Raw genomic sequence first — 23,330 nt, 5'->3', positions numbered from 1 at the left:
GTAAATTCTGAGACACTGGCGGCTTCGCATCCCGCCGCCCCGCCATGTCCTGGTTTCTGTATCTGATCGAATGCACCGACGACAGCGTCTACACGGGCATCACGACCGATGTCGCCGCGCGCTTCGACGAACACGCGTCCGGCAAGGGCGCGCGCTACACGCGCTCGCGCAAGCCGCGCGCGGTGCTCGCGTCGTTTCCGCTACCCGACCGGTCGAGCGCGTCGCGCGCCGAATACTGGGTGAAGCGGCTCACGCCCGCGAAAAAGCGCGAGCTGGCGGCTGGGTTGCGGACGCTCGAATCGGTGGTGCCGGTGGTGATCACGCTCGAGGAGAGCGGCGACACGGCGGGGACGAAGGCGACGGCGCGCGGGCGCAAGAAGGGAAAGGCGGAAAACGTCGACGATGCGGCGCAAACGACTGCAACGGAACAGGTTGCCGGGAAAAAGGTGAAGGCCGGGAAAGTTGTCGGGTCTGCAAACACCGCGAAGACGGCGAAGCCTGCGAAGGGCAAACAAGCGTCGAAGTCGACGAAAGCAAATCAAGCCGCTCCGGACGCGAAACGCGCAAAAACCGACGGCGATGCAGCCGCAAAAAAGACCTCGGCGCGTGGCACACCGGTCAAGAAAACCGGCCAGCCGCCATCCGCATCGTCAACCAGGAAGGCACCAGCCGCCGCCGGCAAACTCGCCGCGAACGTACGCGAGGACGCCGCTTCCGCACCGGCCCGCCGCCGTTCCTCGGCCACGAAAACCGCCGAAGCGATCGCTCCGTCCATTGCCCCGCCCCGCGCGAAACGCGCGAAGAAAGCACCGGCCACGCCCTCGCCTGTCTCCGCGTCCGCCAGCCGGAAAACCGCCCGCGCAAAACAAAACCGCGCGGCCTCCTGACGAGACACGCGCGGTTTGCGCTCCGTACGCACCGGCCAGCGGCCGGCACGCCGCTTACTTCTTGTAGTTCGCGGCGCCGTCGGTGATTTCCTTGTGCGCGGCTTCGATGCCGGCCCAGCCTTCGACCTTCACCCACTTGCCCTTCTCGAGCGCCTTGTATTGCTCGAAGAAGTGCTTGATCTGGTCTTTCAGGTACTCGGGCACGTCGTCGATCGTCTTCAGGTTCGCCGTCATCGGGCAGATCTTGTCGTGCGGCACCGCGACCAGCTTCGCGTCGACGCCCGACTCGTCGGTCATCTGCAGCATGCCGAGCACGCGCGAACGCACGATCGAGCCGGCCAGCAGTGGGAACGGCGTGATCACCAGCACGTCGACCGGATCGCCGTCGCCCGACAGCGTCTGCGGGATGTAGCCGTAGTTCACCGGGTAGCGCATGCCCGTGCCGATGAAGCGGTCGACGACGAGGAGGCCCAGTTCCTTGTCCGCCTCGTACTTCACCGGATCGCTTTGCGCGGGAATCTCGATGATCACGTTGAAATCTTGCGGCAGGTCCTTGCCGGCCGGAACATGATTGAAGCTCATGAGCACTCTCTGTAGGTCGATGGGAATTCGGGACAGGGCGCCGCGGCCGATGCACCGCCGCAGCGCCCCCCAAAAAGGAATGCGCCATTATAGCCAATCGACCGGTGGCGTCCGGATGACGATCGGCGCGATAATCGTTCCGGATGTCCGGCCGTCGAGCCGGCGGCGGTGTGCGTGGACCACACGGCACGGAAGCCGGGTAAAGTGCCGAAGCGCAAACGGCTTTGCATGGGATCTAAGTAGGCGCTGGAGCGCTGGCTTGGGTCGACCGCCGTGGGGTCAAGTAAGCGCTGAAGCGCTAACTCCACCCAACCACGCCATGGGACCCAAGTAAGCGCTAAAGCACTAACTCGGGTCGACCGCCGTGGGGGTGGAGTAAGCGCTGAAGCGCTAACTCGGGTCGACAGGAGGAGACATGGAAGAAGCGAAGCACTTCATCGCGGGCGAATGGACGTTGCCCGCGCAATTGGAAACCATCGCGGTCGTCGATCCGTCCGACGGCCAGCCATTCGCGACGATCGCGCGCGGCACGGCGCCCGACATCGAGCGCGCAGTCGCCGCGGCCCGCGACGCGTTCGCAGGCCCGTGGGGCGCGGCGAGCGCCGCCGAACGCGGCCGCGTGCTGATGCGGCTATCGGCACGCGTGGCCGACCATCTCGAGGAACTCGCCGCGATCGAGGCGCGCGACACCGGCAAGCCGCTGAAGCAGGCGCGCGCCGATGCAGCCGCGCTCGCGCGCTACTTCGAGTTCTACGCGGGCGCCGCCGACAAGCTGCACGGCGAAACCCTCCCCTACCAGGCCGGCTACACGGTGCTGACCGTGCGCGAGCCGCACGGCGTCACCGGCCATATCGTGCCGTGGAACTACCCGATGCAGATCTTCGGGCGCAGCGTCGGCGCGGCGCTCGCGGCCGGCAACGCATGCGTGGTCAAGCCGGCCGAGGACGCGTGCCTGTCCGTGCTGCGCGTCGCCGAGCTGGCCGCCGAGGCCGGGCTGCCGGCCGGCGCGCTCAACATCGTCACCGGCTACGGCCACGAAGCGGGCGCCGCGCTCGCGCGCCATCCGGGCATCGACCATATCTCGTTTACGGGTTCGCCGGCCACCGGCAAGCTGGTCGCGCAGATGGCGGCCGAGAACCACGTGCCGGTCACGCTCGAACTCGGCGGCAAGTCGCCGCAACTCGTGTTCGCCGATGCCGATCTCGACGCGGCGCTGCCCGTGCTCGTGTCCGCGATCGTGCAGAACGGCGGGCAGACCTGCTCGGCCGGCAGCCGCGTGCTGATCGAGCGCGCGGTGTACGAGCCGCTCGTCGAGCGCCTCGCCACCGCGTTCAACGGGCTGCGCGTCGGCCCGAGCCGCGCCGATCTCGATTGCGGCCCGCTGATCAACGCGAAGCAGCAGCAACGCGTGTGGGATTTCCTGTCCGACGCACAGCACGACGGCATTCCGATGGCCGCGCACGGGCAGGTCGTCGCCGACGCGCCCGAAACCGGCTTCTACCAGGCGCCCGCGCTGTTGCGCGACGTGCCGCCGTCGCACCGGCTCGCGCAGGAGGAAGTGTTCGGTCCCGTGCTCGCGGCGATGCGTTTCGTCGACGAGGACGAAGCCGTCGCGCTCGCCAACGGCACGCCGTACGGCCTCGTCGCGGGCATCTGGACACGCGACGGCGCACGCCAGATGCGGCTGGCGCGGCGTCTGCGCGCGGGGCAGGTGTTCATCAACAACTATGGCGCGGGCGGCGGCGTCGAGCTGCCGTTCGGCGGCGTCGGCCATTCGGGCCATGGCCGCGAGAAAGGCTTCGAGGCGCTGTACGGCTTCACCGCGCTGAAGACGATCGCCATCCGGCACGGCTGAACGCGCGGCACGCGGCACACGACGACTCTCATGACAAACACAGGAGACACACCATGCGGTTGAGCGGCAAGACGGCCATCGTCACGGGCGGCGGCTCGGGGTTCGGCGAAGGCATCGCGAAGACCTATGCGCGCGAAGGCGCGAACGTCGTCGTCAACGATCTCAACGGCGCGGCGGCCGAGCGCGTCGCGAGCGAGATCGCGCTCGCAGGCGGCAAGGCGATCGCGGTGGCCGGCGACGTGTCGAAGGAGGACGACTGGCGCGCGCTGCTGCAGGCCGCGCTCGACGATTTCCATGCGGTGCAGATCGTCGTGAACAACGCGGGCACCACGCACCGCAACAAGCCCGTGCTCGACGTGACGGAAGCCGAATTCGACCGCGTGTACGCGGTCAACATGAAGAGCCTGTTCTGGTGCGTGCAGACCTTCGTCCCGTATTTCCGCGCACAGGGCGGCGGCGTGTTCGTGAACGTCGCGTCGACGGCCGGCGTGCGGCCGCGCCCGGGCCTCGTCTGGTACAACAGCACGAAGGGCGCGATGATCACCGCGAGCAAGTCGCTCGCGGCCGAGCTCGGCGCCGATCGCATCCGCGTGAACTGCATCAACCCGGTGCTCGGCGAAACCGCGCTGATGACCGAGTTCATGGGCTGCGAGGACACCCCGGAAAATCGCCGCCGCTTCCTCGCGACGATCCCGCTCGGCCGCTTCTCGACGCCGCAGGACATCGCGAACGCCGCGCTGTACCTCGCGTCCGACGAAGCCGAATTCATCACCGGCGTGTGCCTCGAAGTCGACGGCGGGCGCTGCATCTAGTCGCACCGGGCCATACGGTTAGCCCGTATTGCTTCGCACGAAACCGGATCGGGCACCACCGCGCCTGCTCCGGCCCACTACAAGGACAGCGGTGCATCGGATCCAGGCACGCGCCCGAGCGCGGCCTTCGATCGACCGCACAGCATGGGATCCAGGTAACCGCTCAAGCGTCAGCCCGGGTCGACAGGAGACAACATGGCAACATCGACGCAATCGCTGCCGGGATCGTCCGGCGCATTCGAGGAAGCAACCTACCGCAAGGTGTCGTGGCGGCTCGTGCCGCTCCTGCTGCTGTGCTACGTGGTTGCGTATCTCGACCGCGTGAACGTCGGGTTCGCGAAGCTGCAGATGGCGAGCGACCTGAACCTCAGCGATACCGTGTACGGGCTCGGCGCCGGCATCTTCTTCTTCGGCTATTTCCTGTTCGAGGTGCCGAGCAACATCATCCTGCACCGGGTGGGCGCCCGCGTGTGGATCGCCCGCATCATGGCGACGTGGGGCGTGATCTCGATCCTGACGATGTTCGTCACGACGCCCGCGATGTTCTACGTGATGCGCTTCCTGCTCGGCGTCGCCGAAGCGGGCTTCTTCCCCGGCGTGATCCTCTACCTCACCTACTGGTATCCCGCGCACCGGCGCGGCCGGATGACCACGTTCTTCATGACGGCAGTCGCGCTGTCCGGCGTGATCGGCGGGCCGATTTCGGGCTTCATCCTGAAGGCGTTCGACGGCGTGAGCGGCTGGCACGGCTGGCAATGGCTGTTCCTGCTCGAAGGCATTCCGTCGGTGCTCGCCGGCGTGCTCGTGTTCTTCACGCTCGACGAGCGGATCGCGAAGGCGACGTGGCTGACCGACGAAGAAAAGGCGCTGCTCGCCCGCAACGTCGACGCGGAGGAAGCCACCAAGGAGGACCTGCCGCTCGGCGCCGTGATGTCGAGCCCGCGTGTCTGGCTGATGGCGCTGATCTATTTCTCGTTCGTGATGGGGCTCTACGGCGTCGGCTTCTGGCTGCCGACGATCATCAAGGCAACCGGCGTGACCGACACGGTCATGATCGGCCTGCTGTCGGCGGTGCCGTATGCGGCCGCCGTGGTCGCGATGATCCTGATCGCGCGCAGCGCGGACAAGCGCCGCGAACGCCGCTGGCACCTCGCGATTCCGGCCGCGATCGGCGCGCTCGGCCTCGTGCTGTCGGTGATCTGGGCGCACCAGACCGCGCTCGCGATGCTCGGCCTCACGCTCGCGACGATCGGCATCCTGACGACGCTGCCGCTGTTCTGGAGCCTGCCGACCGCATTCCTCGGCGGCACGGCCGCCGCCGCCGGCATCGCGATGATCAACTCGATCGGCAACCTCGCGGGCTTCCTGAGCCCGTACCTGATGGGCTGGCTCAAGCAGGCGACGAGCACCAACGATGCGGGCATGTACATGCTGGCCGGGTTCCTGGTGCTCGGCGGGCTGCTTGCGCTGTCGGTGCCGAAGCGGCTCGTCGACAAGTGATGCGCGGCGTGTAACGGCGCACCGCGAACGACCGAATACGCCGGTCGATGGCCGGTGCTCACGAGATCGCCCCGACGGCCGGCATCGTCCGGCCGCCGGGGCGTTTTCGATTCCGGGCAGGCCAGGCCCGCACCTGCCGGATGACGGCACCGTGCGTCCCGGCGGCCCCACGACGGACGAAAAAAAGCCCCGAAGGCCGATCGGCATTCGGGGCGTGCACCGCAGCGCCGCATCACACCACGGTGATCGCCAGCGCGCTTTCGCGGTAGTGCTTCGCGGCCTTGTCGGTTTCGCCGAGCTGCTCGAACAGGCGGGCGAGCGCACGATGCGCACGCACTTTCAGCGCCTCGTTGTCGGCCAGCTTCAATGCCGATTCGAGGAACGACTGCGCCTTGCCCCACAGCTGCTGCTGCTGGCAGAGCCTGCCGAGCGCGAACAGCAGGTCGGCGTCTTCCGGATGATCCTTCTTCCAGCCCTCGGCCTTCTGGATCAGCGGCAGCGCATCGGCGCCGGCCGTGTCCGGGTAACGGCGCAGCAGGCGCGCATCCCAGTTGTGCGCGAGCGCGTCCTCGACGATGCGGCGCGCTTCGTTGCGGCGCTCGAGCGGCACGAGCAACTCGGCCGCGAGATCGGCCAGGCGCGGCGACTGGCGCTCGACCGTCGACAGCGACTGCCATACCTCGAGCAGCGCGTCCGCGTCGTGCCGGCGTTCGCGCAGCAGGTTTTCCGCCGCCTGCTGGCGCAGCCGCACGGCCGCGGCCGGATGCAGCGCCTCGCGCTTTTCCAGCGCCTTCGCGAGCTTCAGCACCTCGGCCCAGTTCTTCAGTTGCTGCTGCGCCCGCAGCGCGACCTGCTGCGCATGAATGCGCTTGCCGCCGGCCTGCATGTCGGCCAGCGCGGCAAGCGCGCCGTCCGCGTCGCGTGCGTCCGCGCGCATGTCGGCCGCGGCGAGCAGCCGTGCATCCTGCCATTCGGGCGCGTCGACCTTCGACAGCCACTCGTCGCGGCGCGTGTATTCGTGCATGCGGTGCGCGGCCGTGGCCCCGACGAGACTCGCGGCGCCCAGGTTCGCGTCGACCGCCAGCGCTTCGCGCGCGGCCTTCTCCGCACGCGAGAAGCGGCCCGCGTACAGGTTCGAGATTGCATCGCGCAGCGACGCCTGCGCCTTCTCGTTGCGCGAACGCGCCCGATACGCGGCGACCCGCTGCGGCATGCGCCAGATGTTGCGCACGATGCGCAGCAGCGCGTACACGACGATGAACAGCACGACGATGGCGATCACGAACAGGTTCAGCGACACGTCGACCCGGTACGGCGGATAGACGAGCAGCACCTGCCCCGCGTCGAAACGGCCGACGGTGGCGAGCGCCGCGGCGATCGCGAACAGGATCGCGAGCCAGACGATTCCTCGAAGCGTCATCGTTACCCCCGGCTCTTGAACTGCTGAACGGCGTTCAGGCTCGTGTTCAGGTTCGGCACCGCGACCGTCAGCGCTGCGCCGTCAACCTGCTTGAGCAGATCCTCGACGGTCTGCGTGTCCTTCGACGCCTGATCGAAATACTTCGCGAGCGACGCCTGCGCGGCGTGCAGGTCGGCCTTCATCGCGCCGTCGTTGCGCGCGAGCAGCGACAGCCGCGCGGTGAGCAGGCGCAGCTTCACGTTCTCGCGCACGAAGTAGCCCTGGTCGGGCGACGCGAGCATCGCGTCCGCGTTGTCGATCCGGCGCACCTGCACGAGGCCCTTCAATTGCTGGCCGAGGCTGGCCGAGAAGCCATGCCACCACACCTTCCAGCGCGGCTCGCCGGCGGCGGCCGACGACGCGGCGTCGGCCGGCACGGCCTTCGGCGCCGCGTGCGGCACGATCGCCTCGCCGGACAGCGGCAGCGCGTCGATCCTGGCGATCGCGTCGTCGAGCTTGATCGCGAGCCCGGTGAGATCGGCCGCCGGCGCGGCCTTCAGCTTCTCGATGTCCTGCGCGAGCGCCTTGCGCACCGTGACGGCCTGCGCGCTCTGCGACGTCGCGAGACGCGCGTCGGCGTTCTGCAGCGCGATCAGCGCGAGCTGCGTGTTGCCGGTCAGTTGAAGCTGCTGGCTCGCGCTCGACAGCATCTGGTCGACTTCCTCGAGCATCCACGCATCGCGGTTGCGCGACAGGTCCTGGTATTGCTGCTGCAGCGCCTGCTGCGCGCTCTGCGCATCGGCAAGCTTGCCGTCGAGCTGCGCGAGCTGCGTGTCGACCTGGTGCGTGCTGGCGAGCGCCTGCTCGGTCTTCGTCCGCGTTTCGGCCGCTTGCGCGTCGAGCGCCTTCTGACGGGCGGCGAACGTGCCGTCGAGCCGGTCGATCTTGCGGTTCAGCGCGTAGCCGCCGACACCCGCCGCGCAGCCGAGCACGACGACGACGAGCCACAGCACCGCGCTGCCGCCGCGGCGCGCACGCGGCTCGGACGCCAGATAAGGAGGGCTGGACGGCGGCGCGGATGCAGCGGCCGGCTGGGAAGCGACGCTTTTGGAATCGTTGGTATCTGTCATGCGTTTAGTCACCGGTACGGCTGTCGCCGGTTGGACGGCCTCGTCGGCCATCGTTCGAAACGCGCGGACGATGCGCTCATCGCCCGCGCCGGTCAGCGTAATCCTATCAAAACCCAATGCGCGCGCGGTCTGCTCGATCCGCGGGTGCGGCGTCACGAGCGGCGCATGCTTCAGCGCGTCGATCTCGGCATCGTTCAGATGGGCCCGCGCGAGCTCGTGCAGGTTGCGCACGCCTTCCGAGCTCGTGACGAGCCATGCGTGCGGCTGGCCGTCGAGCAGCGCGTGCACGCGCTCCCACGCGCCGACGCGCGGCTCCGGCACGACGCGCCGGTAGGCCGCGACGAGCGTGACGTCCGCACCGGCCTCGCGCAGGCGCTCGGCGAGCCATTCGCGCCCGCCGTCGCCGCGCACGATCAGCAGGCGCTTGCCCGCCAGCGCCTGCGCGCCGCCGAACGCGGCCTCGATGCTCGCGAACAGGCTTTCCGAATCGTAATGGGGCACGCCGCCGTCGGCCGGCGCTTGCGGCGCGATCACGCGATGCGCGGGCGCCGCGATGCCGTGACGCGCGAGCGCCGCGACGCTGCCGGGCCCGACCACGCCGACCGGCAGCGCGTTCGGCCAGATCGTGTCGTACCGCGCGAGCGCGCGGTCGATCGCGTTCGGCGACACGAAAATCACCAGCGCGTAGTCGGCCAACGCCGCGAATGCGGCGTCGAGCGGCGCCGGATCGTCGACCGGCGCGATATCGATCAGCGGGAATTCGAGCACGTCGCAGCCGGCGTCGGCCAGTTGCGACGCAAGCGCATCGGACTGCCCGTCCGGACGCGTCAGGACAGCGGTGAACGCGCGCGCGCCGCCCGCCATCAGGCGTCGCCCTTGCCCGCGGCCTGCGAGCTCGCGAGCAGCGCCTGGACGATGTCGAGCGCGCCTTGCGCCTCGAGCTCGTCGGACACCGCGCGGCCGAGCGCGAGCGCATCGGCGACGGTCACGACCGCGCCGCACTCCTCGGCCGTCAGCACGCGCTTGCCGTCGGTGGTCGACACGCGGCCCGTCAGGTACAGCTCGCCCGCGCGCCACACCGCGTGCGCGGCGAGCGGCACCTCGCAACTGCCGCCGAGCGCGCGCGACACCATCCGCTCGGCCTCGACCGCAAGCGCGGTCTGCGTGTCGTGCAGCGGCGCGAGCCACGCGGCGACGTCGTCGCGATGCGCGGCGATCTCGATGCCGAGCGCGCCCTGGCCGGCCGCGGGCGGGCTCGCCTCGACGTCGAGCAGCGCGCGGATCCGCGCTTCGAGGCCGAGGCGCTTCAGGCCGGCGGCCGCGAGGATGATCGCCGCGTAGTCGCCGCGGTCGAGCTTCGCGAGGCGCGTGTCGAGGTTGCCGCGCAACGGCAGGACCTCGAGATGCGGATAACGCGAACGCAGCATCGCTTCGCGGCGCAGGCTCGACGTGCCGACGACCGCGCCGGCCGGCAGCGCGTCGAGCGACGCGTAGTCGTTCGACACGAAGGCGTCGCGCGGGTCTTCGCGCGCCATGATCGCGGCGAGCGAGAAGCCGTCGGGCAGCGCCATCGGCACGTCCTTCAGCGAATGCACGGCGAGATCGGCGCGGCCGTCGGCCAGCGCGGCTTCCAGTTCCTTCACGAACAGGCCCTTGCCGCCGACCTTCGACAGCGTGCGATCGAGAATCTGATCGCCGCGCGTCGTCATCCCGAGGATTTTCACGTCACAAGCTGGATATAATTTGCGCAGCGCATCACGCACATGTTCGGCTTGCCACATCGCCAGGCGGCTCTCGCGCGAAGCAATCGTCAACGTCGCGGGCGGTCGTGCCTGTTGCGGCCCGGCCGCGGGGGTCTCGGAATTCATTGCTGGAACATCGAAGGACGGGATTGAAGATCGAACAATGGTAGCACGCACGCTCCGGCCCGCCCGGGCCCGGAGCCTGCGCCCGGCCTGCTTCCGTGCGGGTCGCGGCGCCGTTGTGCGGATGTGCCGCACGTAGCTGGTTGCTTGACCGCAGTTCCCGCAGTTTCCGCAGTTCCTTTTGACTCGAGCTTTCCCAAGGAAACCCATCGTGAAGTCTTCCGGATCGGCGCGTACGGCGCGCCGCAATGCTGCCCTGTCCTCCTCCGACGCCTCGACGGACACCGTCGCCACCGCCGCGAACGGCCGTGCGAAAGCGGCAACGAAACCAACGGCAACGAAACCGAAAGACGCGATACGTCAGACAAAACGCACGACGAAAGCCGCCGGCCCCGCGGCCCGCGACGCCGTCGCGCCGAAGGCCGGCACCCGCGCGCGCGACGACAAGGACCGCCCGCTGTTCGAGGACATCCGCTTCCTCGGCCGCCTGCTCGGCGACGTCGTGCGCGAACAGGAAGGGGATACGGTGTTCGACGTCGTCGAGACGATCCGCCAGACCGCGGTCAAGTTCCGCCGCGAGGACGACAGCGAAGCCGCGCAGACGCTCGAGAAGAAGCTGCGCAAGCTGACGCCGGAGCAGACGGTGAGCGTCGTACGCGCGTTCAGCTATTTCTCGCACCTCGCGAACATCGCGGAAGACCGCCACCACAACCGCCGCCGCCGCATCCACGCGCTGGCCGGCTCCGCGCCGCAGCCCGGCACGGTCGCGTACGCGCTCGACCAGCTGAAAACCACCGGCAACGCGTCGAAGCGCCTGCTGCAGCGCTTCTTCGACGATGCGCTGATCGTGCCGGTGCTGACCGCGCATCCGACCGAAGTGCAGCGCAAGAGCATCCTCGACGCGCAGCACGACATCGCGCGCCTGCTCGCCGAGCGCGACCAGGAGCTGACCGCGCGCGAGCGCCAGTACAACGAGGCGATGCTGCGCGCGCGCGTGACCGCGCTGTGGCAGACACGCATGCTGCGCGACGCGCGCCTGACGGTCGGCGACGAGATCGAGAACGCGCTGTCGTACTACCGCGCGACGTTCCTCGACGAACTGCCCGCGCTGTACGGCGACATCGAGGCCGCGCTCGCCGAGCACGGCCTGTCGGCCCGCGTGCCCGCGTTCTTCCAGATGGGCAGCTGGATCGGCGGCGACCGCGACGGCAACCCGAACGTGACGGCCGCGACGCTCGACGAGGCGATCAACCGCCAGGCCGCGGTGATCCTCGAACACTATCTGGAACAGGTGCACAAGCTGGGCGCCGAGCTGTCGGTGTCGAACCTGCTGGTCGGCGCGAACGACGCGGTGAAGGCGCTCGCGGCCGCGTCGCCCGACCAGTCGCCGCACCGCGTCGACGAACCGTATCGCCGCGCGCTGATCGGCATCTATACGCGGCTCGCCGCGAGCGCGCGCGTGCGTCTCGGCGAAGGTACGGTGCCGGTGCGCAGCGCCGGCCGCGGCGCGCCGCCCGTGCGTGCGGTCCCGTATGAAGATTCGGAAGCGTTCGTCGCCGACCTGAAGGTGCTGACCGCGTCGCTCGAGGAACACCACGGCGCGTCGCTCGCCGCGCCGCGCCTCGCGCCGCTCGTGCGCGCGGCCGAAGTGTTCGGCTTCCATCTCGCGAGCATCGACCTGCGCCAGAGTTCCGACATCCACGAGGCGGTGGTCGCCGAGCTGTTCGCGCGCGCGGGCGTCGAGGCCGACTATGCGGCGCTCGCCGAGGAAGACAAGCTGCGCGTGCTGCTCGCCGCGCTCGCCGATCCGCGCCCGCTGCGCTCGCCGTACATCGAATACTCGGCGCTCGCGCAAAGCGAGCTCGGCGTGTTCGAGAAGGCGCGCGAGGTCCGCGCGCAATTCGGCGCGCGTGCGGTGCGCAACTACATCATTTCGCATACGGAAACCGTCAGCGACCTCGTCGAAGTCCTGCTGCTGCAGAAGGAGACGGGCCTGCTCGAAGGCACGCTCGGCGTGCCGGGCAGCGACGCGAGGAACAGCCTGATGGTGATCCCGCTGTTCGAGACGATCCCCGACCTGCGCGACGCGTCGCGCATCATGCGCGACTACTTCGCGCTGCCGGGCATCGACGCGCTGATCGCGCACCAGGGCGCCGAGCAGGAAGTGATGCTCGGCTACTCGGACAGCAACAAGGACGGCGGCTTCCTCACGTCGAACTGGGAGCTGTATCGCGCGGAACTCGCGCTCGTCGACCTGTTCCGCGAGCGCAAGATCACGCTGCGGCTGTTTCACGGGCGCGGCGGTACGGTCGGCCGCGGAGGCGGCCCGACCTACCAGGCGATCCTGTCGCAGCCGCCGGGCACCGTCAACGGCCAGATCCGCCTGACCGAACAGGGCGAGGTGATCGCGAGCAAGTTCTCGAACCCGTCGATCGGCCGGCGCAACCTCGAGACGGTCGTCGCCGCGACGCTCGAGGCGTCGCTGCTGCCGCAGTCGAACGCACCGGCGCAACTGCCGGCGTTCGAGGCCGCGATGCAGACGCTGTCCGACTCGGCGATGGCCGCGTACCGCGCGCTCGTCTACGAAACGCCGGGCTTCACCGATTACTTCTTCTCGTCGACGCCGATCACCGAGATCGCCGAGCTGAATATCGGCAGCCGCCCGGCGTCGCGCAAGCTGCAGGATCCGAAGCAGCGCAAGATCGAGGATCTGCGCGCGATTCCGTGGGGCTTCTCGTGGGGCCAGTGCCGGCTGCTGCTGACCGGCTGGTACGGCTTCGGCAGCGCGGTGAGCGCGTATCTCGACGGCGCCGGGGACGACGCCGAACGCGCGAAACGCGTCACGCTGCTGAAGAAGATGAACAAGACCTGGCCGTTCTTCTCGAACCTGCTGTCGAACATGGACATGGTGCTCGCGAAGACCGATCTCGCGGTCGCGTCGCGCTATGCGCAGCTCGTGCCCGATCGCAAGCTGCGCAAGCACGTGTTCGAGCGGATCGTCGCGGAATGGGAGCGCACGTCGCGGGCGCTCGCGGAAATCACCGGGCACGAAGGCCGCCTTGCGACCAACCCGCTGCTCGCGCGCTCGATCAAGAACCGCTTCCCGTATCTCGATCCGCTGAACCACCTGCAGGTCGAGCTGATCAAGCGTCACCGCGCGGGCGACACGAACGCGCGGCTGCGCCGCGGGATTCACCTGACGATCAACGGGATCGCGGCCGGCCTGCGCAACACCGGCTGATCCGCGGGCGGCGCGGGCGCGGTTTCGCGCCGGCCGGGATAACGAAAGCCGCGATACGCGTTCGTGCGTATCGCGGCTTTTTTCATGCGATCGCGAAACGGCGCGGCGCGCGCCGCCCGCTCAGTGCGCGTCGATCAGCAACGCGTCGTGCTCGAACGAACCGTCGGCCTGCACCGCGTAGTAGCCGCGCACCTCGTCCGGCGCATGCGCCCACAGCGCGCGAATGCCGGCGACGCTGTCGGCCGGCGTGCGGATGCGCGCGACCCACGTGTCGAAATCGATCGGCAGACGCCAGCGGCTGTGCACCCGCGCGTCGAAACCGGCTGCGCGGAACATCGCCAGCCATTCGTCCGCGCGGTAGTCGCGCACGTGCGACGCGTCGCGCAGCACTTCCGCGGCCTGCAGGTACGTATCGAGGAGCGGATGGTCGTTGCCCGCGATGTCGATCATCAGCACGCGGCCGCCCGGCTTCAGCACGCGGCGCACCTCGGCGAGCGCCGCGCGCAGGTCGTGCCAGTGGTGCGCGCTCATCCGGCTCACGACCCAGTCGAACGTCGCGGTGTCGAACGGCAGCCGCTCGGCCGGGCCCTGCTGCGTGCGGATGTTCGCGAGCCCGCGCTCGCGCGCGGCCGCGTCGACGGTCGCAAGCATCGGCGCGGCGAGATCGTACGCGACCACCTCGCGCACGTGCGGCGCGACCGCGAAGCTCGCGTGGCCGGCACCGCAACCGAGGTCGAGCACCGCGGCGTCGGGCGTCGCGCTCACCGCGTCGGCGAGCGCCCGCAGGTCGGCGCCCGTCGCATGGACCGTGCTCGTCAGATAGGCGGCGGCCGTCGTGCCGAACGCGTCGGCGACCTGCTCGTGGTGTTTCATCGTTCGCTCCTTTCCTTGATGCCGTCGGCCGAACCCGACGCTTGCGCGCGCGATCCGGCCCCGTGCAACGTATTGTGGGGGATGCCCGCTGCCCTGCCAGCGCGCGAGCCGCTACAATAGGCCTGCATTTGTACCAGTACAAGTTAAGCAGTTATTCTGGTATTCGATCCACCTGTCTGATCGTTCGATCGTTGCCGCGTCTTCGCTTCCACTTCGCCGTTTCCGCATGAACCAGCCGTCCTACGCCCCCGTCCCGCCGCTCGACGCCACGCCCGCCCGCGCGCTCGGCGAATTCATCCGCGCCCATCGCGAGCGGCTGTCGCCGCAGGCCGTCGGCCTGCCGCCCGGCCCGCGCCGCCGCACGCCGGGGCTGCGGCGCGAGGAAGTCGCGCAACTGTGCGGCGTGAGCCCGACCTGGTACACGTGGATCGAACAGGGCCGGCCCGTGTCGGCCTCCGCCGACGCGCTCGCCCGGATCGCCGTCGCGCTGCAGTTGTCGAAGGCCGAACGCGCGTACCTGTTCGAGCTGGCCGCGCAGCGCGACCCGGCCGAGCCCGACGTCGCGGGCGGCGACCTGCCGCCGACGCTCGCCGCGACCGTCGCCGCGATCGCGACGCCCGCCTACGTGCTCGACCGCCAATGGAACGCGCTCGCGTGGAACGCGCCGGCCGCCGCGCTCTTTTCCGGCTGGCTCGATGGCGAGCACGACCGCAACCTGCTGCGCTTCACGTTCATGTCGCCGGCTGCACGCACGCTGATCGTCGACTGGGAAACTCGCGCGCGGCGGCTCGCGGCCGAATTCCGCGCCGACGCGATCCGCCACCTGACCGACGCGCCGACGCGCGCGCTGATCGACGCGCTGACGGCCGGCAGCGACGCGTTCGCGCAGTACTGGGCGTCGCAGGACGTGTTCGAGCGCGAAGGCGGGCGGCGCGAATTCGACCATCCGGCCGACGGCCGCCTCGTGTACCAGCAGATCACGCTGAAGCCCGCGCACCGCGAGGACCTGAAGCTCGTCGTGCTGGTGCGCGACTGAGCGCGGCGGTCCCTGCCGGCCGCGGGCGGGCGGCCCGCGAATGTTAGAATCGCGGGATTCCCTCGGCGGCGCACGGCCGCCCAACTCCCCTTCGAAGAATCGCCATGACGTCCCAACTGCACAAAAAGGGCGAGGCCTGGTCGGCCCGCTTCTCGGAACCGATGTCGGAGCTGGTCAAGCGCTACACGTCGTCGGTGTTTTTCGACAAGCGCCTCGCGCTCGTCGACATCGCCGGCTCGCTCGCGCACGCGAACATGCTCGCCGCGCAGAAGATCATCAGCGCCGACGACCTGGCCGCGATCGAGCGCGGGATGGCGCAGATCAAGGGCGAGATCGAGCGTGGCGAATTCGAATGGCAGCTCGACCTGGAAGACGTCCACCTGAACATCGAGGCGCGCCTGACCGCGCTGATCGGCGATGCCGGCAAGCGCCTGCACACGGGCCGCTCGCGCAACGACCAGGTCGCGACCGACATCCGCCTGTGGCTGCGCGGCGAGATCGACCGCATCGGCGGCCTGCTGAACGACCTGCGCGGCGCGCTGATCGACCTCGCGGAACAGAACGCCGACACGATCATGCCGGGCTTCACGCACCTGCAGGTCGCGCAGCCGGTCACGTTCGGCCACCACCTGCTCGCGTACGTCGAGATGTTCACGCGCGACGCGGAACGCATGCGCGACTGCCGCACCCGCGTGAACCGCCTGCCGCTCGGCGCGGCCGCGCTCGCCGGCACCAGCTATCCGATCGATCGCCACGCGGTCGCGAAGACGCTCGGCTTCGACGGCATCTGCGCGAACTCGCTCGACGCGGTGTCCGATCGCGACTTCGCGATCGAATTCACGGCGGCGTCGGCGCTCGTGATGACGCACGTGTCGCGTTTCTCCGAAGAGCTCGTGCTGTGGATGAGTCCGCGCGTCGGCTTCATCGACATCGCCGACCGCTTCTGCACCGGCAGCTCGATCATGCCGCAGAAGAAGAACCCCGACGTGCCCGAGCTCGCGCGCGGCAAGACGGGCCGCGTGAACGGCCACCTGATGGCGCTCCTCACGCTGATGAAGGGCCAGCCGCTCGCGTACAACAAGGACAACCAGGAAGACAAGGAACCGCTGTTCGACACGGTCGACACCGTCGCCGACACGCTGCGGATCTTCGCCGAGATGGTCGCCGGCATCACCGTGAAGCCGGATGCGATGCGCGCGGCCGCGCTGCAGGGCTTCTCGACCGCCACCGACCTCGCCGACTACCTGGTCAAGCGCGGCCTGCCGTTCCGCGACGCGCACGAAGCCGTCGCGCACGCGGTGAAGATCTGCGACGACCGAGGCATCGACCTCGCCGACCTGACGCTCGACGAAATGAAGCAGGAACTGCCGAACGTCGCGCACCTGATCGGCGACGACGTGTTCGGCTACCTGACGCTCGAAGGGTCGGTCGCGAGCCGCAACCACCCGGGCGGCACCGCGCCCGACCAGGTGCGTGCGGCCGTCAAGGCTGCCCGCGCCGCGCTGGGCCAGTAACGGCCCGCGGTTCCGGACGGACGCCCGCGGCGTCCGTTTTTCATTCGGGCGGCCATCGTGCCGCTCGTCGCCTTCCCCGCTTCACCGCTTCACGGATGCTCCCGATGACCTTCTCCGCCGCGCTCTTCGACATGGACGGCCTGCTCGTCGATTCCGAGCGGACCATCATGAACACGTGGATCGACGTGTCGAACGCGCACGGCGTCGTGCTGACCGAGATCGATTACCTGCAGATCGTCGGCCGCTCGTTCGCCGAAGGCCAGGTGATCCTCGCGCGGCTGATCGGCGACCCCGCTACGTTCGACGCGGTGCGCATCCGCGTGCGCGAACGGCTCGCCGCTCCCGAGCCCCATCCGAAGTTTCCGCTGAAGCCGGGCGCGCTTGCGCTGCTCGACACGCTCGCGCAGGCCGGCATTCCGTGCGCGGTCGCGTCGTCGTCCGCGGGCGACGTGATCCGCGCGCGGCTCGACGCGGTCGGCGTGCTGCCGTTCTTCCGCGCGGTCGCGGGCGGCGACGAAGTCGCGCGCGGCAAGCCCGACCCGGCCGTCTACCGGCTCGCGGCCGAACGCCTCGGCGTGCCGGCCCACGCGTGCATCGCGTTCGAGGACAGCGACTTCGGCGCGCTGTCGGCCGCCGGCGCCGGCGCGGCGGTCGTCACCGTGCCCGACCTGAAGGCGCCGACGCCGGAGATCGTCGCGCTGAGCCTGCACGTGCTCGCGTCGCTCGACGACGCGCTCGCGCTCGTGCCGTCGTGGTTCGGGCTGCAGGGCATGTCGCAGCCGGCGTAGGCGATACACCGCGCCATGCAAAACGGGCACCCTCGGGTGCCCGTTTTGTCGTGTCGCCGGCTCGGCAGCGGCGCGGCAGCCGTTACCGGTTGCCGGCCGTCTCCGACAGCCGCTTCATCGTCGCGATGCGCGCGCCGATCAGGTCGACGCGCCCGTCCTCGCCGACGAGCGGCGCCGTCGCATCGCGGAACGCCACCCACGCGCGCTGCGCGCGCACGAGCGTCGCGGCCGAATGCGCGGGCATCTTGCGGCGCAACTTCTGGTAATAGCGGTTCAGGTCGAACAGCGCGTGCTCGCACGCGGCATCCTGCGCACACGGCCGCACGCGGCGCAGCGCCGGCTCGCGGGGCGCGTTCGCCGGCTTGGCGCCGCCCTGCGCACCGCTCGTCGTCGCCACCGGCACGGCAGCGGGCGGCGGTGCATAGCGATCGGCCGCCCCGCGTAGCGCCAGCGCGCGATCGCGCACCGGCTGCAGTTGCAGGTCGGCGCTCGACATCGCATACGCGGTGCCGCGCGTCGTGTCGTACACGGCCTTCAGCAGCAGCACCTCGTCCTTGCGCCACGTGAGCCAGCGGCGCTGGCTGTCCTGCCAGCCGCGCTTCGCGTCGGCCGGCGCATCCTTCAACAGGCGCTGGTACGCGCCGTCCATCACTGCCTGCCACTGCTGCTGCGCCTCGCCCATGCACTGGATCTGCCCGGCCGGCGACGACCGGTCGCGCCGCGCGAGGCATTGCCGCATCGCGACGTCGATCGGGTCGGCCGCCGCGACTTCCGCATGGGCGACACCGACGCCCGCGAGCCCCGTCAATCCTGCCGCCCAGACGACGAACGCGGCCAGCGCCGCGCGCATCGTCCGGATTCGTCCATGCGTCGCCATCAGTCGCGCACGCAGTCGACGAAGTACTCGACGCGGCCGTTCACCTCTTCCGCGACGAGGCCGTGGATGTCGGTGTGGAAGCCCGGGAAGCGCTCGTTGAAGTCGCGCGCGAACCGCAGGTAGTTCACGATCGTCTTGTTGAAGCGCTCGCCCGGGATCAGCAGCGGAATGCCCGGCGGGTACGGCGTGAGCAGGATGCTCGTCACGCGGCCTTCGAGCTCGTCGAGCGGCACGCGGTCGATCTTGCGGTGCGCGAGCTTCGCGAACGCGTCCGACGGCTTCATCGCCGGCTCCATGTCCGACAGGTACATCTCGGTCGTCAGGCGCGCGATGTCGTTCGCGCGGTACACGTCGTGGATCTGCGTGCACAGGTCGCGCAGGCCGACGCGCTCGTAGCGCGGATGCTGCGCGACGAATTCCGGCAGCACGCGCCACAGCGGCTGGTTGTTGTCGTAGTCGTCCTTGAACTGCTGCAGCTCGGTCACCATCGAGTTCCAGCGGCCCTTCGTGATGCCGATCGTGAACATGATGAAGAACGAGTACAGGCCGGTCTTCTCGACGATGATCCCGTGCTCGGCCAGGTACTTCGTGACGATCGCGGCCGGAATGCCGGTCTCGCCGAACTCGCCGTCGACGTCGAGCCCCGGCGTGATGATCGTCGCCTTGATCGGGTCGAGCATGTTGAAGCCTTCCGCGAGCGGGCCGAAGCCGTGCCAGTGGTCGTTCGGCTTCAGCATCCAGTCTTCGCGCGAACCGATGCCTTCCTCGGACAGGTTGTCCGGGCCCCACACGCTGAAGAACCAGTCGTCGCCGTATTCGGCGTCGACCTTGCGCATCGCGCGGCGGAAGTCGATCGCCTCGGCGATCGACTCCTCGACGAGCGCGGTGCCGCCCGGCGGCTCCATCATCGCGGCCGCGACGTCGCACGACGCGATGATCGCGTACTGCGGGCTCGTCGACGTGTGCATCAGGTACGCCTCGTTGAAGCGGTGCTTGTCGAACGTGCGGTTCTCCGAATCCTGCACGACGATCTGCGACGCCTGCGAGATGCCCGCGAGCAGCTTGTGCGTCGAGTGCGTCGCGAACACGAGCGCGCCGGTGCGCGGACGACCATCGCCGATTGCGTGCATGTCGCGGTAGAACGGGTGGAACGTCGCGTGCGGCAGCCACGCTTCGTCGAAGTGCAGCGTGTCGAGCAGGTCGCCGAGCAGGTCCTTGATCATCTCGACGTTGTAGACGACGCCGTCGTACGTGCTCTGCGTGATCGTCAGAATGCGCGGCTTCATGTCCGGGTTCTGGCGCATCGCCTCGCGCGCGAACGGGTTCGCCTCGATCTTCCTGCGGATGTTCTCCGGCTTGAATTCGTCGCGCGGGATCGGCCCGATGATGCCGAAATGGTTGCGCGTCGGCGTGAGGAACACGGGGATCGCGCCCGTCATCGTGATCGCGTGCAGGATCGACTTGTGGCAGTTGCGGTCGACCAGCACGATGTCGCCGGGCGCGACCGTCGCATGCCAGACGATCTTGTTCGACGTCGACGTGCCGTTGGTCACGAAGAACAGGTGGTCGGCGCTGAAGATGCGCGCCGCATTGCGCTCGGACGCCGCGACCGGGCCCGTGTGGTCGAGCAGCTGGCCGAGCTCGTCCACCGCGTTGCAGACGTCCGCGCGCAGCATGTTCTCGCCGAAGAACTGGTGGAACATCTGGCCGAGCGGGTTCTTCAGGAACGCGACGCCGCCCGAGTGACCGGGGCAGTGCCACGAGTACGAGCCTTCGTCCGCGTACTTGACCAGTTCCTTGAAGAACGGCGGCGCGAGCGAGTCGAGATAGACCTTCGCCTCGCGGATGATATGGCGCGCGACGAACTCCGGCGTGTCCTCGAACATGTGGATGAAGCCGTGCAGTTCGCGCAGGATGTCGTTCGGCAGATGGCGCGACGTGCGCGTCTCGCCGTACAGGAAGATCGGGATGTCCGCGTTGCGGCGGCGCACTTCGGTGACGAACGCGCGCAGCTCGATGATCGCGGTCGCGAGCTCGGGCAGCTCGCCGTCCGGGCCGGTTTCGCCGAGCATGAGTTCGTCGTCGTCGATCGACAGGATGAAGCACGACGCGCGGCTCGATTGCTGCGCGAACGACGTCAGATCGCCGTAGCTCGTGAGGCCGAGGACTTCGACGCCCTCCTTCTCGATCGCTTCGGCCAACGCCCGGATGCCGGAGCCCGAGATGTTCTCGGAGCGGAAATCTTCGTCGATGATGACGACGGGGAAACGAAACTTCATGGGCGATTCTCCAAAAAGAACGACCGCGGCGCGTCACGCGCAGCGGTCACCCGGAAACTGGTGAGACGTTATGCAACCAGATCAGGTTTTCGGCAGCGTGACACCGCGCTGCCCCTGATACTTGCCGCCGCGATCGGCGTACGACACGTCGCACACCTCGTCGCTTTCGAAGAAGAGCACCTGCGCGACGCCTTCGTTCGCGTAGATCTTCGCGGGCAACGGCGTGGTGTTCGAGAATTCCAGCGTGACGTAGCCTTCCCATTCGGGTTCGAACGGCGTCACGTTGACGATGATCCCGCAGCGCGCGTAGGTCGACTTGCCGAGGCAGACGGTGAGCACGGTGCGCGGGATGCGGAAATATTCGACGGTGCGGGCGAGCGCGAACGAGTTCGGCGGGATGATGCACACGTCGCCCTTGAAATCGACAAACGAACCCTCGTCGAAGTTCTTCGGATCGACGATCGTCGAGTTGATGTTCGTGAAGATCTTGAATTCGTCCGCGCAGCGGATGTCGTAGCCGTAGCTCGACGTGCCGTAGCTGACGATCCGGCGGCCGTCCTCGGACGCGCGGACCTGATCGGGCACGAACGGCTCGATCATCTTGTGCTCTTCGGCCATGCGCCGAATCCATTTGTCGGACTTGATGCTCATGCCAGCCTCCGCCGGGCCGTCCCAAGGGCGTAGCAGGGAATTCGCAGAGCACCGCTCTGCGCCTGCGCAGCCGGCCGGCTTTGCAAAGCCGGCCGTGGGCGGCTGGCCGTCCCGTCGGGGGACAACGAACGAAGTGAGCGTTGGGGTCGTTGCATATTCAGGGCGCCTGGAAACGCTGCGTGACAGTCGGTGGGGGCCTTACCCGCGAAGCGGCGGCCGGGAAAGGCGCACATTTTACGCGATCATCGGGCCACGCACGCGGCGGCCGTCAACGGATCACGCCGCACGCCAGCGCGGGCCCCGCGCCATGCTGCGCGAACGCCGGGTCGCTCGAGTCGCGGTGCACCAGCGCCGCCCGGTTCATCGCGGAGCGCACGCCATCGAGGGCCAGATCGGGCGCGACGATGAAGCCGGCCGCGACGCCGTTCGCATCCGCATGGATGTTGCCGAGATCGCCGGCGACGCGCGCCCCGGCGCGCAGCCGGTCGGCAGCCGGCGCGAACACGGGGCCTGCGCTCGAGCCGTCGCCGGCGTTGCAGTCGCCGCGTTCGTGCACCTGCAGCGCGTGATCGCTGTTCGGCGGCAGGCCGACCAGGTTGTAGGTGACCTGCACGCCGTCCGGGCGCTCGACGAATGTCACCGCGCCGCGCGCCTGCGAGCCGACCGTCGGCTGCAGTTGCGCGTCGGCCCGTTTTTCGTGCGACGAGGAAAAGGAGGTACAGCCGGCCAGCAGGCCCAGCGCGGCGGCAGCCAGCAGCGCGCGCCGCGCGCGGCCGGCGCGCACGCCGTGATGTCGTTGTTTCATTCGATCCTCATGCCGGCTGGCGGCCGTTTGACACGGCGGCCGCGCCGGGCGGGTAAAGGGACCCGGGAAAAGTCGCCATGATACCGCGCCTCGCGGCGCCGTAAACAGCGTAAGGCCCCGCCCCGCAAGGGTTTTACGTATTTTGAACAACGATCGACGGGAACTTCGACGTCATGTCGCGCGATCGCTCGGCAATCGCCAGCGCGACCCCGCGCGCGATGTCGCGGTAGCGACGCGCGAGCGCGCCTTCGGGATCGGCCGCGACCGTCGGCGTGCCGCTGTCGGCGCGCTCGCGGATCGCGATGTCGAGCGGCAGGCTGCCGAGCACGTTCACGTCGTAATCCTTCGCCATCCGCTCGGCCCCGCCGGCGCCGAAGATGTGCTCCTCGTGGCCGCAGTTCGAGCAGATGTGGATGCTCATGTTCTCGACGATGCCGAGGATCGGAATCCCGACCTTCTCGAACATCTTCAGCCCCTTCTTCGCGTCGAGCAGCGCGATGTCCTGCGGCGTCGTGACGATCACCGCGCCGGTGACGGGCACGCGCTGCGCGAGCGTGAGCTGGATGTCGCCGGTGCCCGGCGGCATGTCGACGATCAGGTAGTCGAGCTCGCGCCAGTTGGTCTGGCGCAGCAGCTGCTCGAGCGCGGACGTCGCCATCGGGCCGCGCCACACCATCGGGTTGTCTTCCTCGATCAGGAAGCCGATCGAGTTCGCCTGCAAGCCGTGGCCGACGAGCGGGTTCATCGATTGATTGTCGGGCGACTCGGGGCGCTGGCCGTGGATGCCGAGCATCGTCGGCAGCGACGGGCCGTAGATGTCGGCGTCGAGTATGCCGACCGACGCGCCTTCCGCGGCAAGCGCGAGCGCGAGATTCACGGCCGTCGTGCTCTTGCCGACGCCGCCCTTGCCCGACGCGACCGCGACGATGTTCTTCACATTCGGCAACAACTTCACGCCGCGCTGCACCGTATGCGCGACGATTTCCTGCGACACGGCGACGCGCGCGTCGCGCACGCCCGGCACGCCCTGGAGCGCCGCGGCGACGCGCGCGCGCACGTCGTCGTGCTGGCTGCGCGCGGGATAACCGAGCACCACGTCGAGCGCCACGACGTCGCCGTCGATCGCGACGTTGCGCACGCCCTTGTTCGCCGCATACGGGCGGCCGGTATTGGGGTCGACGACTGCCGCCAGCGCGGCGTCGACTTGTGCCCGGTCAATGCTCATCAAGACTCCGT

The 23,330-nt window shown here is 69.0% G+C and carries 18 protein-coding genes; 8 read left to right on the top strand and 10 right to left on the bottom strand.

Going from position 1 to position 23,330, the window contains the following annotated elements; translation table 11 throughout:
* Window positions 1-44 precede the first annotated feature (44 nt).
* Window positions 45-887: a GIY-YIG nuclease family protein gene (locus tag LGM42_RS11655; RefSeq protein ID WP_226232266.1), complete on the top strand. Its 843-nt coding sequence runs from the start codon at window positions 45-47 to the stop codon at window positions 885-887.
* Between the two features lie 54 nt (window positions 888-941).
* Here the strand turns inward: LGM42_RS11655 and ppa are convergent, their stop codons facing one another.
* Window positions 942-1,469, bottom strand: a complete 528-nt coding sequence (ppa, locus tag LGM42_RS11650) for an inorganic diphosphatase (protein WP_006489643.1) — start codon at window positions 1,467-1,469, stop codon at window positions 942-944.
* 415 nt (window positions 1,470-1,884) lie between these two features.
* On the opposite strand from ppa, the gene LGM42_RS11645 reads away from it, so the two are divergent.
* The 3 genes from LGM42_RS11645 (at window position 1,885) to LGM42_RS11635 (ending at window position 5,636) form a co-directional block, all read left to right on the top strand.
* Window positions 1,885-3,324 (top strand): aldehyde dehydrogenase family protein, encoded by a 1,440-nt coding sequence (locus LGM42_RS11645; RefSeq protein WP_059576639.1) that lies wholly within the window; start codon window positions 1,885-1,887, stop codon window positions 3,322-3,324.
* A 53-nt stretch (window positions 3,325-3,377) separates the two neighbouring features.
* The gene (locus LGM42_RS11640) at window positions 3,378-4,136 is read left to right on the top strand and encodes an SDR family oxidoreductase (RefSeq protein WP_034208109.1); all 759 of its coding nucleotides are present in this window, start codon (window positions 3,378-3,380) and stop codon (window positions 4,134-4,136) included.
* Window positions 4,137-4,331: 195 nt separating this feature from the next.
* Complete coding sequence (locus LGM42_RS11635) at window positions 4,332-5,636, top strand: MFS transporter (RefSeq protein ID WP_059576642.1); 1,305 nt, start codon at window positions 4,332-4,334, stop codon at window positions 5,634-5,636.
* Window positions 5,637-5,868: 232 nt separating this feature from the next.
* Here LGM42_RS11635 and LGM42_RS11630 read toward each other — a convergent pair whose 3' ends face one another.
* From LGM42_RS11630 to hemC, 3 genes are read right to left on the bottom strand one after another with little or no spacing between them, the layout of a single operon-like run.
* Window positions 5,869-7,056 carry a heme biosynthesis protein HemY gene (locus LGM42_RS11630; protein WP_059576645.1) on the bottom strand — a complete coding sequence of 396 codons (1,188 nt, stop codon included), beginning with the start codon at window positions 7,054-7,056 and terminating at the stop codon, window positions 5,869-5,871.
* Window positions 7,057-7,058: 2 nt separating this feature from the next.
* Window positions 7,059-9,029 carry a fused uroporphyrinogen-III synthase HemD/membrane protein HemX gene (gene hemDX / locus LGM42_RS11625; protein WP_226232265.1) on the bottom strand — a complete coding sequence of 657 codons (1,971 nt, stop codon included), beginning with the start codon at window positions 9,027-9,029 and terminating at the stop codon, window positions 7,059-7,061.
* Entirely contained in the window at window positions 9,029-10,033 is a 1,005-nt protein-coding gene (hemC, locus tag LGM42_RS11620; RefSeq protein WP_059576651.1) for a hydroxymethylbilane synthase, read from the bottom strand. Before hemC ends, hemDX begins: the two co-directional genes overlap by 1 nt.
* A gap of 208 nt (window positions 10,034-10,241) precedes the next feature.
* On the opposite strand from hemC, the gene ppc reads away from it, so the two are divergent.
* Window positions 10,242-13,271: a phosphoenolpyruvate carboxylase gene (ppc, locus tag LGM42_RS11615; RefSeq protein WP_226232264.1), complete on the top strand. Its 3,030-nt coding sequence runs from the start codon at window positions 10,242-10,244 to the stop codon at window positions 13,269-13,271.
* A gap of 120 nt (window positions 13,272-13,391) precedes the next feature.
* Here the strand turns inward: ppc and LGM42_RS11610 are convergent, their stop codons facing one another.
* On the bottom strand, window positions 13,392-14,144 hold the full coding sequence (locus LGM42_RS11610; RefSeq protein ID WP_226232263.1) for a class I SAM-dependent methyltransferase: 753 nt from the start codon (window positions 14,142-14,144) through the stop codon (window positions 13,392-13,394).
* 226 nt (window positions 14,145-14,370) lie between these two features.
* On the opposite strand from LGM42_RS11610, the gene LGM42_RS11605 reads away from it, so the two are divergent.
* From LGM42_RS11605 to LGM42_RS11595, 3 genes are all read left to right on the top strand, one after another.
* Window positions 14,371-15,180 carry a helix-turn-helix transcriptional regulator gene (locus tag LGM42_RS11605; RefSeq protein ID WP_226232262.1) on the top strand — a complete coding sequence of 270 codons (810 nt, stop codon included), beginning with the start codon at window positions 14,371-14,373 and terminating at the stop codon, window positions 15,178-15,180.
* A gap of 104 nt (window positions 15,181-15,284) precedes the next feature.
* The gene (argH, locus tag LGM42_RS11600; protein ID WP_060966789.1) at window positions 15,285-16,694 is read left to right on the top strand and encodes an argininosuccinate lyase; all 1,410 of its coding nucleotides are present in this window, start codon (window positions 15,285-15,287) and stop codon (window positions 16,692-16,694) included.
* A gap of 104 nt (window positions 16,695-16,798) precedes the next feature.
* Window positions 16,799-17,482, top strand: coding sequence for an HAD family hydrolase (locus LGM42_RS11595; RefSeq protein ID WP_060312128.1), 684 nt, complete (start codon window positions 16,799-16,801; stop codon window positions 17,480-17,482).
* Between the two features lie 82 nt (window positions 17,483-17,564).
* Here the strand turns inward: LGM42_RS11595 and LGM42_RS11590 are convergent, their stop codons facing one another.
* The 5 genes from LGM42_RS11590 to apbC form a co-directional block, all read right to left on the bottom strand.
* Window positions 17,565-18,359 (bottom strand): lysozyme inhibitor LprI family protein, encoded by a 795-nt coding sequence (locus LGM42_RS11590; protein WP_226232261.1) that lies wholly within the window; start codon window positions 18,357-18,359, stop codon window positions 17,565-17,567.
* Window positions 18,359-20,638: an arginine/lysine/ornithine decarboxylase gene (locus tag LGM42_RS11585; protein ID WP_059576678.1), complete on the bottom strand. Its 2,280-nt coding sequence runs from the start codon at window positions 20,636-20,638 to the stop codon at window positions 18,359-18,361. Before LGM42_RS11585 ends, LGM42_RS11590 begins: the two co-directional genes overlap by 1 nt.
* An 81-nt stretch (window positions 20,639-20,719) precedes the next feature.
* Entirely contained in the window at window positions 20,720-21,289 is a 570-nt protein-coding gene (gene dcd, locus LGM42_RS11580) for a dCTP deaminase (RefSeq protein ID WP_006398615.1), read from the bottom strand.
* Window positions 21,290-21,557: 268 nt separating this feature from the next.
* Entirely contained in the window at window positions 21,558-22,094 is a 537-nt protein-coding gene (sodC, locus tag LGM42_RS11575; RefSeq protein ID WP_059576681.1) for a superoxide dismutase [Cu-Zn], read from the bottom strand.
* 133 nt (window positions 22,095-22,227) lie between these two features.
* Entirely contained in the window at window positions 22,228-23,319 is a 1,092-nt protein-coding gene (gene apbC, locus LGM42_RS11570) for an iron-sulfur cluster carrier protein ApbC (protein ID WP_059646323.1), read from the bottom strand.
* Between the last annotated feature and the right edge of the window lie 11 nt (window positions 23,320-23,330).

This window comes from Burkholderia sp. AU39826 (genome assembly GCF_020419965.1).
GTDB lineage: Bacteria > Pseudomonadota > Gammaproteobacteria > Burkholderiales > Burkholderiaceae > Burkholderia > Burkholderia semiarida.
The sequence above is the reverse complement of the archived record's forward strand: the minus strand, read 5'-3'. Positions and strand labels throughout refer to the sequence as shown.

Excerpts from the sequence above, each read along its gene's own strand:
- LGM42_RS11645 (WP_059576639.1), top strand. The coding sequence starts at position 1,885 with ATGGAAGAAGCGAAGCACTTCATCGCGGGCGAATGGACGTTGCCCGCG.
- apbC (WP_059646323.1), bottom strand. The coding sequence starts at position 23,319 with ATGAGCATTGACCGGGCACAAGTCGACGCCGCGCTGGCGGCAGTCGTC.
- dcd (WP_006398615.1), bottom strand. The coding sequence starts at position 21,289 with ATGAGCATCAAGTCCGACAAATGGATTCGGCGCATGGCCGAAGAGCAC.
- LGM42_RS11630 (WP_059576645.1), bottom strand. The coding sequence starts at position 7,056 with ATGACGCTTCGAGGAATCGTCTGGCTCGCGATCCTGTTCGCGATCGCC.
- LGM42_RS11590 (WP_226232261.1), bottom strand. The coding sequence starts at position 18,359 with ATGGCGACGCATGGACGAATCCGGACGATGCGCGCGGCGCTGGCCGCG.
- LGM42_RS11635 (WP_059576642.1), top strand. The coding sequence starts at position 4,332 with ATGGCAACATCGACGCAATCGCTGCCGGGATCGTCCGGCGCATTCGAG.
- LGM42_RS11585 (WP_059576678.1), bottom strand. The coding sequence starts at position 20,638 with ATGAAGTTTCGTTTCCCCGTCGTCATCATCGACGAAGATTTCCGCTCC.
- ppa (WP_006489643.1), bottom strand. The coding sequence starts at position 1,469 with ATGAGCTTCAATCATGTTCCGGCCGGCAAGGACCTGCCGCAAGATTTC.
- LGM42_RS11595 (WP_060312128.1), top strand. The coding sequence starts at position 16,799 with ATGACCTTCTCCGCCGCGCTCTTCGACATGGACGGCCTGCTCGTCGAT.
- hemC (WP_059576651.1), bottom strand. The coding sequence starts at position 10,033 with ATGAATTCCGAGACCCCCGCGGCCGGGCCGCAACAGGCACGACCGCCC.
- LGM42_RS11640 (WP_034208109.1), top strand. The coding sequence starts at position 3,378 with ATGCGGTTGAGCGGCAAGACGGCCATCGTCACGGGCGGCGGCTCGGGG.
- hemDX (WP_226232265.1), bottom strand. The coding sequence starts at position 9,029 with ATGGCGGGCGGCGCGCGCGCGTTCACCGCTGTCCTGACGCGTCCGGAC.
- LGM42_RS11605 (WP_226232262.1), top strand. The coding sequence starts at position 14,371 with ATGAACCAGCCGTCCTACGCCCCCGTCCCGCCGCTCGACGCCACGCCC.
- LGM42_RS11655 (WP_226232266.1), top strand. The coding sequence starts at position 45 with ATGTCCTGGTTTCTGTATCTGATCGAATGCACCGACGACAGCGTCTAC.
- LGM42_RS11610 (WP_226232263.1), bottom strand. The coding sequence starts at position 14,144 with ATGAAACACCACGAGCAGGTCGCCGACGCGTTCGGCACGACGGCCGCC.
- argH (WP_060966789.1), top strand. The coding sequence starts at position 15,285 with ATGACGTCCCAACTGCACAAAAAGGGCGAGGCCTGGTCGGCCCGCTTC.
- sodC (WP_059576681.1), bottom strand. The coding sequence starts at position 22,094 with ATGAAACAACGACATCACGGCGTGCGCGCCGGCCGCGCGCGGCGCGCG.